Source organism: Streptomyces longisporus (assembly GCF_039532765.1).
Lineage (GTDB): Bacteria > Actinomycetota > Actinomycetes > Streptomycetales > Streptomycetaceae > Streptomyces > Streptomyces longisporus.
In genome coordinates this window covers 743,273-758,367 of record NZ_BAAASG010000007.1, presented here as the reverse complement: position 1 = coordinate 758,367, position 15,095 = coordinate 743,273, and the positions used below count along the sequence as shown (strand labels likewise).

Here is a 15,095-nt window from a genome sequence, read left to right as displayed (position 1 = left end):
TCAGCCTTTCTGTTGCGACAGGTGTTCGAGGTCCGGACCGGCCCCGCCGCAGCGGGCGAAGGCAGCCAGCAGGTCTTGTTCCGCCGCGGCGAACGTGGTGCCCGACCAGTCGGCGAGCCGGTGGTGTGTCACCCCGTTGAGTTGTCCGTTCTCGGTGAACAGTTCGAGCACCAGGGCCAGCGAAGTGGGGTCAACCGCGTCACCCTCCTGGGTGACGTAGGCAGCGTCGAGCCGCACTCCCGGCAGGTCGCGGCGCTCGTCGCGCGGGGGCTGGAGGGCGAAGGCGACCTGCGGCAGGGTGTTCGGTCCGCTGGGCAGTTCGCCACGTTCTGCCAGGATGCTCAGGCTTTCCTCCGTCGGCATCTCCTGGTGCGCAAGAGCCTCGGCCATCGCCTCGTTCGTCAGCTTGACGAGGTCCTCGGCCGTTGTCCCTGCGGGGCGGTCGACGGTGACGTGGACGGAGTTGGCGAAACAGCCCACGGTGCCCTCCGTTCCGGGCAGGCCCCGGTTCGAGGTCTGGATGGCCACGACCGGGGAACCGTCGCCGGTACGCCGTGCCGTGAAGTCGAGGACAGCGCTCAGCAGGACGACGAAGAGAGTGGTGTCGCAGCGTGCCGCCAGCGCGCGCAGGCCGCGGGTGAGACGCGTGTCCACGGTGAACGGCCGTGCCCTGCTGATGAAGCTGCGGGCCCGTCCCGAAGCAGCCGCCGGGTAGAGCGAGGGCGTCGGCGAGCGACACAGCGAGGCACGCATGGCGTCCAGGTGAGCTTCAAGACGGTCACCGCACAGGGTGGCGTGCTGCCATTCCGCGAAGTCGGCGTAGTCCATGGCCAACGGGGGCCGCGCGCTGGTCTCGCCCAGGCGGCAGGCGTAGGCGTGGGCGAGATCGTCGACGAACAGCCCCTGGGACATGCCGTCGAACACGATGTGGTGAAAGACGGACACGAGCACCCACGCGCGCTCGCCGGTCCGGGCGAGAACGAAACGCGCGGCCCCGCCCCCGTCGGTCAGATCGAAGCCGCGGAGCCGCTCGCGGCGCACCCGCGCGCGCAGCGCCGGCTCACCACCGTCGCGCAGATCGACCTCGGTGACGTCAGGGCCGATGTCGGCGAAGCGCTGGGCCGGTCGGCCGTCGTGCACACCGAACACCAGCCGCAATGCGGACTGCCGCGAGACGGTGTCCTCCAGAGCGCCCCGCAGCACCGGGACGTCGACATCGCCGGTGAAGCGCAGGACGCCCACGTTGTTGAAGAGCCCCGCGCCACCGGTGGCGGCGTTCATCTTGTGCAGCGCGCGTTGGCTGAGTGCCAGCGGGAACCAGGTGCGGCGCCGGCGCCGGGCCACATCGGTGAGGGAACGCCGCGGTGCTGCGGGCGCTGCGCGCAGCTCGTGTATCACCCGGGCGACGGCCGCCGGTGAGGCGTCGCGGTACAGCTCGGCGAAGGGGACACGGACGCCGTACTCCTTGCCCAGCAGTGTCAGGGCCCTGGTGGCGAGCGCCGAGTCTCCACCGAGTTGGAAGAAGGACTCGTGCTCTGCGCAGGCGGGCACGTTCAGGAGGTCGCAGAACACTGCTCCCACCCTTGTGGCGACGCCGTCGGCCATGAGCTCTCCCAGGGTGATCGATCCGGTAACGGGGCGGAACGAAGACGGTGCCGGGAACGGTAACGCCCCCCAGTTAGCCTCCAGTTACGGGCTGTGCGACGAGCCGTGCCGAAGGGCGAACCGGCCGGACATGAGCCATCGGCATGGCCCCACGGACACGTCCTGGTCCGCGTCCCGGCATGCGGCCGACGTCAGGCGTACGCGCGGGCCTGTCTCTCGTACAGGTCGCGGTAGATGCTGTCCTGCTGTGTCATCAGGTCGCCGTGCCGGCCCAGTTGGACGATGCGCCCTCCCTCGACGACGACGATGAGATCGGCGTTGCGCGCTGTGGAGAGGCGGTGTGAGGCGAACAGCGTAATGCCGCCCGCTGCTGCCGCACTCCGCCGGGCGGCGTCGACGTAGGCGCTCAGCAGGGCATCCTCGGCCAGGGGGTCGATGGCAGCGGTCGGTTCGTCGAGCACCAGGAGGCACGGGGCGCGCCGCATGCAGGCGCGGGCGAGAGCGATGCGCTGCCACTGCCCGCCGGACAGCTCGGTACCGGCGTCGAAGGAGGCGCCGAGTTCGGTGGCAAGGCCGTTCGGGAGGCGCTCGACGAGGTCTGCGGCGGCGGCACGCTTCACCGCTTCCAAGACCCGCGCGGCTTCGTCGGCGTGCGCAACCGATCCGACGCCCACGCTGTGCTGGACGGTGAACTCCAGTCGACTGAAGTCCTGGAAGCAGCCGCTGGTGCGCGCGTACCAGGCCTCGAGGGGCGCCTCCCTGAGATCCACGCCGTCGACGGTGATCCGGCCCCGCGTGGGTTCGTAGAGACCGGTGAGCAGTTTGATCAACGTGGACTTGCCCGCGCCGTTGGCCCCGACGACGGCGACAACGGTTCCGGCGGGCAGCTCCAGGTCGATGTCCCTCAGGACGGAGGTACCGGTGTCCGGGTACTGGAAGTGGACGCCCTCGAAGCGGATCCCCGTGGACAGACGGGGGCCGGGGGCGGGTGCGGTGGGGGCCGGCCGGGCCACGTCTGCCGCATACCGCTCCAGCCACAGCAGCCGCCGGGACGCGGAGAGGACCTGCTGGAGGAAGCCCGCGAAGACGACGGCTTGGCCGAGTTGGGTGCTGATGGACGTGACGAGCCCGAGGACGAGGACGACGTCCCCGAGCGAGGTCGTGCCGCGGGCGAAGTCGTGCAGTACGAAGAACAGGGCGCCGCAATAGCCAACGGCGAACAGCGCGCCGCCCGCGCAGTTCAGGGCCAGGCCGCCCCACACAGCGCGGGTGACGGTGGCGTCGGCGTCCGCGGCGGCGGTGCGGTAGCGCTCGCGCAGCGCGGGTCCCAGGCCGAAGAGCCGGATCTCCTTGCCCGCGGGCAGGGAGGTGCCCGTGGCGTACAGATGGCCGGCCAGCCGGGAGGTCGTCGCCGACCGGGCGATGGCGTCGGACCGCTTGCGCTGTCCGCGGCGGGAGGCGAGCAGGGAAGGCAGGGCCAGCAGCGGCAGGAACAGCAGGAGTGGCTGCACCATGGCGAGCACCAGACCGGTGACCAGTGCTCGCACCACGGCGCCGATGACGAGGGAGAACACGTCACCGCCCTCGGAGAGATGGACGCGTTCCTGCCGCAGCATCTCGACGCGGTCGAGCACCTCGGGATTGTCCAGGTGGGCCACCCCCGGAAGACCACCGATCGTTCGCATCAGCCGCCGGTCGACCACCGCGGCGGTGGCCTCGATCATGCGGACGTTGAGTTCGATGGCGTAGCTGATACTGCCCATGGACAGACCGGTGGCGAGAGCGGCGGCACCGACAGCGGTCCACAGGGTGGTTTGGTCGTGCGCGACGATGGCGTCGACGACGACTCTCACCAGGTAGAGGATGACCACGGGGATGGTGGGCCGCAGGCCGAAGCTGACGAAGGTGATAAGAGTGGCGCGGCGATCGGCTTCGAGGGAGAGCGCCAGCGCGGCACGCAGCGGGCCGCGGCGCGGTCGGCCGGGACGCGTCATCGGTCCTCACCCCGCTCGACGTAACGGTCCGCCTGGACCGTGAACATGCGTGCGTACCGACCGCCCCTGTCCATGAGCTCCTTGTGGCTTCCGCTCTCGGCCACCGCTCCGTCGGCGAGGACCACGATCGTGTCGGCGTGCCGGACGGTGGAGAACCGGTGGGAGACGAGCACGATGGTCCTGCCCTCGGCCGCGGCCAGCAGCAGGTCGTACAGCTCGGTCTCGCCGCGTACGTCGAGAGCGGAGCTGGGCTCGTCGAGCACCAGGGTCGTGCCGCCCGCGGACAGCGCCCACAGTGCACGGGCGAGTCCGACGCGCTGCCACTGGCCGCCGGAGAGGTCCACGCCGCCGTACTCGCGGCTGAGAACCGTGGACCAGCCGTCGGGCAGGGCGCCTAACACCTCGTCGAGTCCCACGGTGCGGGCGACTGCCGCCAACTCCTGTTCGCTCGCGGGGCGCTGCGGGGCGCCAAGGGCGACATTGTCCCGCAGCGGCAGCCGCCATCTGACCCAGTCCTGGAAGAGGGCGGCGCAGCAGTTCCACCATGTGCCGGGCGGCAGGTCCCGTATGTCGGTGCCGTCGACGAGAACGCGGCCCTCGGTCGGCTCGTACAGACCGCACAGCAGTTTGGCCAGGGTGGTCTTCCCCGCGCCGTTGACACCGACGACAGCGAGGGACGTGCCCGCCGGAACGGTGAGGTCGAGGTGGCGAAGTACCCAGCTGTCGGACCCGGGGTAACGGAATCCGACGTCTTCGAAGACGATGGACCGCTGCGGCACGGCGGTGGAAGGCGGAGCGGCGGGGGACGGGGTGATCAGGGCGTCACCGACGCCGGACTCGGGCGGACGGGGCGTCAGTCGGGCCGCGTCCGGTGGTGCCGTGTGCGCCTCCAGTTGCCGCACGGCTGCGAGTACCGTGCCACCGACTTCGATGTTCAGTAGATCGGGGGTGACGACGCCGAGCCCCAACAGCCCGACGCCTGCCACGGCGAACATGACGAAACTGCCGACCCCCACCCGCCCGTCGACCGCGTCCGCCACCAGCAGCGCGAACGCGAGCCCCTGCGCGGCCAGGACCACCACGCCGCTCACCAGACTGACCCGTGCGGCACCCGCGCGGTCACCTCGGGTCGTGGCGATGGCCTTGCGCCACTCCGTGGTGTAGCGGTCGAGCAGCCAGTCGGTCAGTCCGAAGGTCCGCACCTCCTTGCCCGCCGAGACGCCGCACAGGGTGTTCTTCAGGTACATTGCACGGCGCATGAGGGCGGGGGTGCCTTCGGCGGACTCCAGGGCCCGCTGGTACATGCGCGACACGATGACCATGGCGTAGCCGTAGGCCAGTGCCAGCAGCACGGCGAGCCACCAGCGGTAAGCGAGCAGGATGAGCACACCTGACGCCGCGCCGCCGCGCGCGATGCCGACGTTGACAGCTCCCACCACGGCGTCCCGGACACAGGTGCCGTTCAGTCCGCGGTCCGCGGCGGAGACGAGTTCCCTGGTTCGCGCCTCTTCCAGGCGGCCGAGGTCGGCGGGGCGTTCCAGCGCGGTGAGCACACGCTCGGCCAGCCCGCGGTGCAGCCGCCTGCCAAGGGACTCGGCGACCGCCTGGGCCAGCGGAGGCACCACCTGCATCAGCAGGAACACGCCGCCGAGAGCGAGCGCGGCCGCACCGCCCCCGCCGTCGAACAGGTCCTTCCCGTGGGAGGTGGCGAGCCTGCCAGCGAGTGCGCCGGAGGTGACGGCGAGGGAGGCGGGCAGCACCGCCGCAAGGGTGACCAGGCCCGACAGGCAAAGGGTGCCGAGGCGGTCCATGGCCAGCATCTCACCGGCGAGGACGGCGATCGGCGGTGTGCGTCGGCGTATGCCGCCTTCCTCGGGCCCGGCGGACTCCCCGGCGGCTTTCTGCCCGCCGCTCACATCGCTGACTGGCACGTAGGCTCTCCCTCGGCACATTCCCCGGTCGCATTCCGTGTGCGGCGCGGCAACGCTATGCACTCGTGGTTTCCGGACGGTTATGTGCGCGGTGTGCGCGGTCGGCACGCACCGGCTACGGAATTGTGTGGGCTGCCTGACCGAACGACATCGCCACAGTCCATAGCGCCGAATCGGATTCTTTCGAGCGGCACGAACAAGCAGACGGCAGCTCGGCGCCGCGCAGAACGCTCTCCGTCGCCGGCCGCCGTACGCACACGCAGTGCGCCGCGGATTCCGTCGACCCACGCCGCGGGAGCGGTGGCCGGCCGAAGTACCGGTACACCCGGCCCCGCCGCATAACCGACCGCTAACTCGGCCGCCCTAGTGTGCGTCGGTATCGGGCGCCCGAGACTCGTGTCCGTCCGGCGACGTCATGGGAGATGAAGAACATGTCTTGGGGGCGGTTGCGCCGTGCGGGCCGACGACGCCGTAACCCTGTGGAATTCATCGGCCCACTCCGATCCGGACGCGGGTGGTTCGGCATGGGGGCGGCACGCACGGAGATCGCGCTGCTGACCGAGGAGATCGCGCGGCAAGGGCTCCACTTCACATGTCCGGTCGGGTGCGACGGCTGCGCTCGAACCGAGTGGTCGCAACTGTGCCCAGCCGTCGTAGCTGTGAGGGACCGATGAGGGGGCCCATGATGCCCGGAGAGTGGTCGATGTCCGTACCGGATGCCCCGGTCCATTCGCTGCGATCCTCCAGCGAACAGGTGCTGTGTGAGATGTTCGCCGGCCTGTTCGGGCTGGACGGCGTCGACGCCGATGCGGACTTCTTCGATCTGGGCGGCACTTCGGCTCTGGCCACCCGACTGGTCGGCCAGATCCGAACAGTCTTCCCGGGGGACATCACGTTCGGTGACGTCTTCGAGAAGCCCACCCCCAGGGGTCTGGCGGAGGTGCTCGACCAGGCGGCAGCGGCGAGCCCGCGCCTCCGGCCGGCCGTCCGGCCGGCGAGGATCCCGCTGTCCCCCGGGCAGTCGACGTTCTGGTTCTACGAACAGCTGCGTGGCCCCAGCGCGGATCACACCATCCTGCTGTCGCTGAAGCTGACCGGGCCGCTGGATCGGGACGCACTCGCCTGGGCGTTCGACCGGCTGGTGGACAAGCACGAGATCCTGCGCACGGTGTTTCCCTCCGACCAGGGCGAGCCCCACCAGGTCGTGCTCGACCCGGCGGCCGTCCGGCCGGGACTTCGCGTCGCGGACGTCGCAGGCGACCGGGTCTGCGCGGAGCTGTCGTGGCGCGCCGCGCTGCCGTTCGACCTCACCACCGAGCCTCCGTTGCGTGCCTGGCTTCTGGCGATCAGCCCCGACGAACACGTCCTGCTGGTCTCCCTGCACCACATCGCCGGCGACGGCTGGTCGACGGCCCCGCTCTGGCGTGACCTGTCCGCCGCGTACCTCGCGAGACGTGACGGACTGCCATGGCAGCCGCAGCCGCTCGCCGTGCAGTACGCGGACTACAGCATCTGGAAGCGGGGCCTGCTGGGCCACGAGTCCGACAGCCGCAGCGTCATCGCCCGCCAGGCGCGGTACTGGGCACAGACCCTCGCCGGTCTCCCGGAAGAGCTGCCGCTCCCGGTGGACCGGCCGCGTCCGGCGCGGTTGACCGCACGCGCGGACGGCGTGCGGTTCACCGTCTCGCCGGATGCGCGTCACCGGCTTCTCGCACAGGCGACGGCCGCGCAGGCCACCCCGCTGACGACTCTTCGCGCGGCCGTCGCGGTCCTGCTCGCCAAACTCGGCGGCGGCAGCGACATCCCGATCGGCGGCTTGGTTTCGGGTCGGACCGGTCCAGGGCTCGAGGACGCCATCGGCTTCTTCGTCAACACCCAGGTGCTGCGGTGCACCTGGGAGGGAGACCCGACCTTCGAGACGGTGCTCGCCCACGTCCGCCAGGCCGAAATCGGGGCGTACGCCAACCAGGACATGCCGTTCGACCGGATCGTCGAACTGCTGAAGCCGGCCCGGCTCCCGGCGAGGAACCCCCTGTTCCAGGTCATGGTCGTCCTCGACGAAGGGATCGGCGCCGGGCGGGACCTTTTCGGTTGCGTAGCCGAGCGACAGGAGGTGGACCTCCTCGGTCTCCCGACGTTCGACCTGTCCTTCAACTTCGCCCTTCCCGAGGCGCACGAAGGCGCCGACGCCGGTATCGAGGGCTGGCTCGGGTACAGCCCCGACCTGTTCGACCGCTCGACGGTCGAGCGCATCGCCGATCAAGCCGTACACCTCATCGACGCGATGACCGCGAGTCCAACCACGCCGCTCAGTGCGTTCGCCCTGCCGTGGCCGGTCGAAGCCCGACCGGTGAGACGGACGGCCGTCGACCCGACGGTCCCGGTGACCGCGGACACCGCCCCACGTCCCCGCACACCGCGGCTGGACGCCCTCTGCGGCGCGTTCGCCCAGATTCTCGGAGCGGAGAAGTTCGGGGCCGACGACAACTTCTTCGAGCTCGGCGGACACTCCCTGATGGCGGTGCGCCTGGTGAGCCGCATTCGCTCGACGCTCGGCACGGACCTCCCGGTACGCGTGGTGTTCGAACACCCTTCACCAGCGGGGATCGATCGGTGGCTGGACCGGACCGAGGCGGGAACCGGCACACCGGGCCCGGCCGCCGACGGCCTGGACGTGGTGCTGCGCATCCGCCCCGAGGGCGACCGGACGCCGGTGTTCGTCATGCCCCCCGCCCTCGGGCTGAGTTGGTGTTACAGGCCGATGAGCCGATGGCTCGCGGACGGATTTCCGATGTACGGCCTGCAGTCACGCGGAATCCGGGGGGACGGACCTGTGGGCCGGACCCTGACGGACATCGCGACGGACTTCGTCGGCGAGGTGCGTCGCATCCAGCCGAACGGCCCGTACCAGCTCCTCGGCTGGTCATTCGGCGGCAACGTCGCACACGCCATGGCCGTGATGCTCGAAGCCGCTGGAGAGGAGGTCTCCATGCTGGCGCTCCTCGACAGCTACCCCTGGGACGGCGAGCAGACGGACCCGGTGCCGAACGTCGAGCCCACGGTGGCCGACCCGCAGCTGACAACGGAGGAGCTGCGCCGGGTGCTCCAGGCGTCGCCCGGCACGGCGGCGGCCATCCCCGACGAGTACCTTCCGGCGCTTGCCAAGGTCTTCGCGAACAACCGCGGCGCCCTGTTGCAGCACCGATCCGGCCGCTTCGGCGGGGACGTCCTCATGTTCACGGCGGCGGACAGTGTCGAACAGGGAATGGATCCGCGCTCGTGGCAGAAGTTCGTCGACGGCAGCCTGAAGACCGTGTCCGTGAGCGGCAACCACTACGAGGTCTTCGGCCCGGAGCCGTTGGCAACGATCATGTCCGTCGTCAATGCGGAGCTCACCGCGCACCATGACCGGAATCGGGCACGTGCGACGCAGGAGAGAGGAGTGACCGGATGAGCGGCGACGAGTCGACGTCCACGGTCGACACCACCGCAGTACTGCTGGGGATCTGGCAGCAGCTGTTCCGGGATCAGCAGGTCGGTGTCGAGGACGACTTCTTCGACCTCGGCGGGCACTCGCTGCTCGCCACTCGCGTGATCTCCCAGGTTCGTGCGGCGCTCGGCAAGCGGGTCAGGTTCAAGGACATCACGGAATGCCGCACGATCGCGCTTCTGTCGGCCCGGATCGACGAGGAGAGGTAAGGGCCGTGCCTGCGAGGAGCGGACAGGACATGCGTCGAGGAACCGTGGTTGTCGTCGAGCCGTACTCGTCGGGAAACATGCTCGCACCGGCCTTCCGGCAGGGCGGCTTCTCGCCGTGCGCCGTAACGTTGTCCGGGGTCTCGGCACCCAACCCCGCGACGCTTCGCCTGTCCGACTTCGACGAACACATCGCGTACGGCGGCGGTGAACTAGGCTCGCTCGTCGGCCGGTTGCAGGCTCTCGATCCGGTCGCGATCGTGCCGGGTACCCATACCGGCATCAAACTGGCCGACGAGCTCGCCGCGGTGTTGACGCCGAAGCTGGCCAACGTGCCGGACCTCGGATCTGCGCGGCACCACAAGGGCGACATGATCGCCGCCGTCGCGGCAGCGGGCCTGCCGACGATCAGGTCTCTGTGTACGTCCGACGCCCACGACGTGCTCGCCTGGGTCACCCGGGAGCGATTGACCGGCCGTGATCTGGTGGTCAAACCAGCCGACTCCGCCGGCACGGACAGCGTCCGGTTCGTTTCCGGCGGATATGACCCACGCGCCGTCGTCTCAGAGTTGCTCGGCTCGGCGAGCGTGTACGGTTCGCGCATTTCCGAGGTGCTCGTCCAGGAGCATGTCAAGGGCGTCGAATACGCCGTGGACACCTTCAGTTACGAGGGCAGACACACGGTGAACGACGTCGTCCGGTACCACAAGGTCTCCAGCCGACGACACATCCCGCTGTACGCGAGCATGGAAATTCTGGCGATGGACGCACCCGGCAACGACGCGATCATCGGCTACGTCAAAGGAGCCCTGGACGCGCTGGGGATCACGTTCGGTGCGGCGCACACCGAGGTGATGGTCACCGAGGCCGGGCCGCTGCTCATCGAGGTCAACGCCCGGCTCTCGGGCGGTGGGCACCCGTGGACCTGCGAGCTGGCGACCGGTGACAACAGCGTCGATCGCATGGTGCGGTACCTGGCCGGGGACCGGAACATCCCGGACGGCTACCCGCTCCAACTGACCACCCTCGCGATCTTCTTCGCCGTGCAGTCCGCCGGAGTCGTCAGCGGTCTCTCCCGCCTGGACGCGATCGCGGACCTGCCCAGCTGTTACAACCTGCAGGTCAACGTCCAGGACGGAGACTATGTCCCGGAGACGGCCGACATCTTTGACGCGCAACGGCTGGGCATGGCGGTCCTTGCGCACAGCGACCCGGCACAGGTCGCCGCCGACCACCGGGAAGTCCGCAGAATCGCGGCCGATGCGGGGCGTCCGGGTGGCTTCACCATCGATCCGAACCGAGGCGGTATGGAGAAGTGATGGAGCACAGGGGCCCGTTCGTCGTCCACACGGCAGCCGATGCGTACACGCGTGACTTGCGCGATCCGGCACTCGTGCCGATGCTCGGCGTCGACGAGAGCCGGCTTGCCGCCCTCGCCAACCTGATGGGAGCACCTTCCGGGCGCAAGGACCCGGACGTCTCGGGCACGCTGGTGGTGGTGCCGGCCGGCTCGGCGACCACGGCCGTGGGACGGGCGCTGGCAGATCGCCTCGATGCCTCGTTCGTGACGCTGTCCACCGGCGGACTGGGCCGGATCCTCGACGCACGCCGCGAAGACACGCAGGTGGTCTTCGTCGCTCTGCACGACGAAATCGATCTCGACGTGGTCACCGAGTCACTGGAGGCCGTCAGCGCATACCGGCAGGGCGGCCGGCACGCCACGATCGGCTTCGTGCTGGGGCCGGACCTGTCCGAGCTGAGCTGGCTGCTCGCCAAGGGACTCAGCTGTCACCTCCGCAAACCTCCGGAGCGGAGCCGGCTGACCGTGGTCCCCTGGCTGCGTCAGCATGCGGCGGCGAGCCGGATCCCGGCCTCGGACGGCGCGGACGCCGCGCCGGAATGGGTCATCGGCGACCGGGCGAGCCGCGCGGTGCTCGAGCCCATGCTCTCCGAGAGGTACACCGGCCTCGTGTCCTTCGCGTCGGCCGGGCGAGAACACGCACTGATCCTCAACGACACCGTGGTCTGCGGCGACCATGCCGGTCATCGAGGGCCGTCTGCCCATGGCTCGGCCGCACCGAGCTGTGCCTTCTCGGACCGCTGCTTCCGGGACGGCGTCCGGTCGCGGGACGTCATCAAGGCGGCCCGCGTCCAGGCTGACATCGTGTTCGCGAACTCGTGCATGGCCTGGCGCCCCGGCACCGGTCTGGTGGCGGCCGAGTACCAACTGGCGGGCGCGTTCCAGTACGGGATTCCTGCGGCCTACATCGGCGCCGTTCATCAGATGCTGCCGAACCTCACGGTCAACGACCTGGTCGGCACCGCGACGGCGGCGGGCACGGACGCCGGGCGGATCTGCGCCGCGATCAACGACCACCTCCGGGAAACCGGTCGCGAGCTGCCCTACTTCGCGGTCCTCGGACTGCCCTGGGTGACCGCGGGCGGTGGATGCGAGTCCCCGTCCACCCCCGACGCCGGGCCCGGCGCCGACGCGCACGACGGCGTCCGCGACGTGAAGCCGCAACTGCTGCAACTCGGCCGGACCGTGCGGGCGCTGCGCGAGTTCGGGCCGACCGGATTCATGCCGCCGGACGGAATCGTCGCCATGGAAACCGAGATCCTGGAACTGGCCCGGACGCTGAAGAGGACGGTCCTCGGCGCGGATCCCGCCGAGAAGGTCCTCGGCCCGCTGCGCCGGCTGGGCAGCCTGATCGCCGACGCCGAACTGACCGCGGTCGCCGACTTCCACGAGTTCGGCAAGATGAGCCACTCCGCCCTCAACGAGATGTGGGAGGGCATTCTCGACACGAGGGTCCGCCCGATCGACGATGCCTGCCCGTACTGCGCGGGCCGACTGGCGGAGCTTGTCGCGCGGCACCCCCTGTACGAGCAGGTCGGGCGTCGCGCGCTGATCTGCAACGTGTGCGGGCCGATAGTCGACTTCCCGCTCGACCCGGTCATCGACGAGGTGCGCATCGAATGCCCGAGTGTCTGGAAGCGGCCGGGCACCGTCACCGTCGACGTGCTGATGACGCCCGCCGCGAGCGTCTCACGGAAAATCGTCGCGGCCGGCGCCGTCCATACGTCGGGGGCTGCGAACTTCGGCATGTCGTTCCCGGACGCGCAGCGGATCGCCATCCGGCCGGGGTCTCCCGCACGGATGCGCGTCGACGCCACGCTGAGCGCCGAGGCGTTCACGCATCACGCGCACTTCGTCAGGTGGGTGGCCGTGGCAGGAGGGCTCGTCCACTACGCCTCGCGGCCGGTGGCGGTCGCACCGGCCGCGTGAGCTTCACTCCCAGTCGTCCAGCAGTTCGCTGGCGAAGGCGAGATCCTCGCAGATCGCGCGGGCGGCGTTGATCCCGCTGCTCGCCGCGCCGGTCCACATGAAGTACGAGGATCCTTCGACGTTCCCGGCGCTGTAGACAAGCGGATTCGACGTCATCCCGTACAGGCTCGTCTCGGGAAATCCCTCCGCCGACAGCTCGAGGCCGAGGTCCTCGGCGAACTTACGGTAGGGCCGGGCCACATCGCCGAGCAGCAGGGTGTCGCAGCTGAGGGTCCGCCCGTGAGCCGTCCGCAGGGTGACGCCGCCCGCCGGGTCCGCGGAGGCACGGACCACCTCGTCGCACAGCACTTCGACGTCATGGCGCAAGAGCAGACGGGCGAGTCGTCCCCGGCTCGCCGGCGGGTCCCCGACCAGAACCGTCATCCGCTTGGCGAACTGCCGCGACAGCGCTGCCATCTTGAGCGTCTCGTCCCCGGTGCCCACACAGACGAACGTGCTGCCACTACGCTCGTACGTGTGGCAGTAGGGGCAGTCGAAGGCCGATCTGCCCCAGACTCCCTCCGGCAGCCAGTCCGGCAGGACGTCGACGCGGCCGGTGGCGAGGAGCAGCCTTCTGCAGCGCAGACCGGGATGCGCACCGCCCTCGACGACAACATGGTCCTCGTACGCGCGAACGGATGTGACCTCGTCCCACAGCATGGTCACGCCGTATCGACCGGCGTCCTGTTCCATCTTCCGGTAGATGTCCGCCGGGGCGGCCCCGTCGGCGTACGGGACGTTGTTGACCGAGCTCGCCGGTGAATTGCGTCGCAGGGGCTTGGAGATGACGAGCGTACTTCGCATCGAGCGGCCGAGCATGGTGGCCGCGGTCAGGCCCGCCGCTCCCGCACCGATCACAATGACGTCATAGAGATCGTCGTACATCGAGACTCCCATCGACAAGTCCGAGACGGTCGCTACCCGGCGGGCTGAAAGAGCTCCCGCAGCGCCGCGCGATCGACCTTTCCCGTCTGGCCCACCGGAAAGGTCCGGCATACGACCACGCGACGGGGTTCCATGTACCTGGGCAGCCATTCACCCAGCTTTTCCCTGACGGTCCTGGCGTCCAGCTCTCCCGAGGCCCTGAGCGCGAGGGCCAGGTAGGGCGAGTCTCCGTCGCCCAGCTTCAGGGCGATCGCCTCGTCGACGTCGAGGACCCGCATGGCCACCTGCTCGATCTCGCCGAGTTCGATCCGGAAACCGTGGATTTTCACCTGCGAGTCCATGCGGCCGAGGAATTCGACCCATCCGTTCGACGTCCAGCGAGCACGATCGCCGGTGCGGTACATCGTGTAACCCTCGCCCCGGTCCCACGGATCCGGCAGGAATCGGTCCGCCGTCAGGGCCGGATCGCCGAGGTATCCCGCGGCCACGCAGACACCGGTGATGTACAGCTCCCCCGGTTCGTCGACGTCGCAGGGCGTGAGATCGTCATGAAGGACGTAGTACCGGCTGTTCTGCATCGGATGCCCGTACGGGATGCTCCGCCACGACGGGTCCACCTCGTCCACGACGAAGTCGTTGGACCATACGCAGGCCTCGGTGGCACCGCCGAGCGCCACCAGAGTCGCGCGCGGGAACTCACGGCGGAGAACGTCGAGCGTGTTCAGCGGGATCCAGTCACCGCTGAGGAAGACCCGACGAAGTCGATCCCGGTGCCGGCGGGACGACTCGTCGAGCAGCAGCGTCACGGCGGTGAACATGGCCGGTGCGGAGTTCCACAGCGTCACCGGGTGCTCGACGAGGGCGATCGCGATCTCCTCGAGCTCTTCCAGATCCGCGTCGGGAAGCAGGAGCACACTCGCACCGGCAGCCAGGACCCCGAAGACGTCGTACACCGACAGATCGAAGCTGAACGCCGCTGTCTGCAGCAGGATGTCGCTCGGGTCGACGAAGTTGCGCCGGTTGAACCACTCGATCAGGTTGACGACGCTGGTGTGCCGGACCGCCACCGCCTTCGGCCGCCCGGTGGAGCCCGACGTGAAGATCGTGTATGCCAAATCGTCCGGTCCCGCGGGTCCGGTCTCCTGCTGCCGGGCCGACGGCCGGGAGACGGAGCTCGCGAGCATCTCGGGTTCACTGCCGTGGCGTACCGCGATGACCGTCATGTCCTCGCCGATGTCGCCCGCCCTGCCGCAGTACGGTTCCGTGACGAGGACATGACTGATGTCGCTCGCCTTCAGTACCTCCGCCGTGCGGCGCGCCGGCCATCGTGGGTCCAGCGGGACGTAGTAGGCGTCCGCGCGCAGAATCGCATGGATGGCCACGACGGCCTCCGGGACGTGATCGACCAGCAGGCCGACCGGGGTGCGCGGAAGGACGCCGTGCGCCGCGAGATGCTCGGCGAGCAGTGAGCTCTCGGCCGCGAGTTCGCCATGCGTGAGCGCCACTCCGGATGTCGTTCGAAGCGCCGGATCATCGGCGTACTTGGCCGCGGCGGAATCGATGAGATCCATGATGCGACTGGTCGCGGAATAGTCGTATCGCGTCTCGTTCCACTGTTCGACTGGACTCGGGTGCCGAGCCGGATGATCAGCGGTC

9 protein-coding genes are annotated in these 15,095 nt (G+C 69.5%); 4 read left to right on the top strand and 5 right to left on the bottom strand.

Features of this window, described 5'->3' with window-relative positions; translation table 11 throughout:
• From ABD355_RS15080 to ABD355_RS15070, 3 genes are all read right to left on the bottom strand, one after another.
• Positions 1 to 1,605, bottom strand: a complete 1,605-nt coding sequence (locus ABD355_RS15080; RefSeq protein ID WP_344400776.1) for a condensation domain-containing protein — start codon at positions 1,603 to 1,605, stop codon at positions 1 to 3.
• A gap of 191 nt (positions 1,606 to 1,796) precedes the next feature.
• Positions 1,797 to 3,599: an ABC transporter ATP-binding protein gene (locus ABD355_RS15075; protein WP_344400775.1), complete on the bottom strand. Its 1,803-nt coding sequence runs from the start codon at positions 3,597 to 3,599 to the stop codon at positions 1,797 to 1,799.
• Positions 3,596 to 5,530 carry an ABC transporter ATP-binding protein gene (locus ABD355_RS15070; RefSeq protein WP_344400774.1) on the bottom strand — a complete coding sequence of 645 codons (1,935 nt, stop codon included), beginning with the start codon at positions 5,528 to 5,530 and terminating at the stop codon, positions 3,596 to 3,598. The genes ABD355_RS15075 and ABD355_RS15070 overlap by 4 nt, the downstream gene beginning before the upstream one ends.
• 703 nt (positions 5,531 to 6,233) lie before the next feature.
• Between ABD355_RS15070 and ABD355_RS15065 the strand changes: the two genes are divergently transcribed.
• Genes ABD355_RS15065 through ABD355_RS15050 form a run of 4 tightly spaced genes read left to right on the top strand, consistent with a single transcriptional unit; the run spans position 6,234 to position 12,515 of the window.
• Complete coding sequence (locus tag ABD355_RS15065) at positions 6,234 to 8,984, top strand: condensation domain-containing protein (protein ID WP_344400773.1); 2,751 nt, start codon at positions 6,234 to 6,236, stop codon at positions 8,982 to 8,984.
• Positions 8,981 to 9,229, top strand: coding sequence for a phosphopantetheine-binding protein (locus ABD355_RS15060; protein ID WP_344400772.1), 249 nt, complete (start codon positions 8,981 to 8,983; stop codon positions 9,227 to 9,229). Before ABD355_RS15065 ends, ABD355_RS15060 begins: the two co-directional genes overlap by 4 nt.
• 29 nt (positions 9,230 to 9,258) lie before the next feature.
• Complete coding sequence (locus ABD355_RS15055) at positions 9,259 to 10,545, top strand: ATP-grasp domain-containing protein (RefSeq protein ID WP_344400771.1); 1,287 nt, start codon at positions 9,259 to 9,261, stop codon at positions 10,543 to 10,545.
• A complete protein-coding gene (locus ABD355_RS15050; protein ID WP_344400770.1) occupies positions 10,545 to 12,515 on the top strand; it encodes a hypothetical protein in 1,971 nt (656 codons plus the stop codon). Before ABD355_RS15055 ends, ABD355_RS15050 begins: the two co-directional genes overlap by 1 nt.
• 3 nt (positions 12,516 to 12,518) lie before the next feature.
• Here the strand turns inward: ABD355_RS15050 and ABD355_RS15045 are convergent, their stop codons facing one another.
• Entirely contained in the window at positions 12,519 to 13,439 is a 921-nt protein-coding gene (locus ABD355_RS15045; RefSeq protein WP_344400769.1) for an FAD-dependent oxidoreductase, read from the bottom strand.
• 32 nt (positions 13,440 to 13,471) lie between these two features.
• Complete coding sequence (locus ABD355_RS15040) at positions 13,472 to 15,010, bottom strand: amino acid adenylation domain-containing protein (RefSeq protein ID WP_344400768.1); 1,539 nt, start codon at positions 15,008 to 15,010, stop codon at positions 13,472 to 13,474.
• Positions 15,011 to 15,095 lie beyond the last annotated feature (85 nt).

Coding starts and splice junctions, on each gene's coding strand:
- ABD355_RS15080 (WP_344400776.1), bottom strand. CDS start 1,605: ATGGCCGACGGCGTCGCCACAAGGGTGGGAGCAGTGTTCTGCGACCTC.
- ABD355_RS15075 (WP_344400775.1), bottom strand. CDS start 3,599: ATGACGCGTCCCGGCCGACCGCGCCGCGGCCCGCTGCGTGCCGCGCTG.
- ABD355_RS15065 (WP_344400773.1), top strand. CDS start 6,234: ATGTCCGTACCGGATGCCCCGGTCCATTCGCTGCGATCCTCCAGCGAA.
- ABD355_RS15060 (WP_344400772.1), top strand. CDS start 8,981: ATGAGCGGCGACGAGTCGACGTCCACGGTCGACACCACCGCAGTACTG.
- ABD355_RS15055 (WP_344400771.1), top strand. CDS start 9,259: ATGCGTCGAGGAACCGTGGTTGTCGTCGAGCCGTACTCGTCGGGAAAC.
- ABD355_RS15050 (WP_344400770.1), top strand. CDS start 10,545: ATGGAGCACAGGGGCCCGTTCGTCGTCCACACGGCAGCCGATGCGTAC.
- ABD355_RS15045 (WP_344400769.1), bottom strand. CDS start 13,439: ATGTACGACGATCTCTATGACGTCATTGTGATCGGTGCGGGAGCGGCG.
- ABD355_RS15040 (WP_344400768.1), bottom strand. CDS start 15,010: ATGGATCTCATCGATTCCGCCGCGGCCAAGTACGCCGATGATCCGGCG.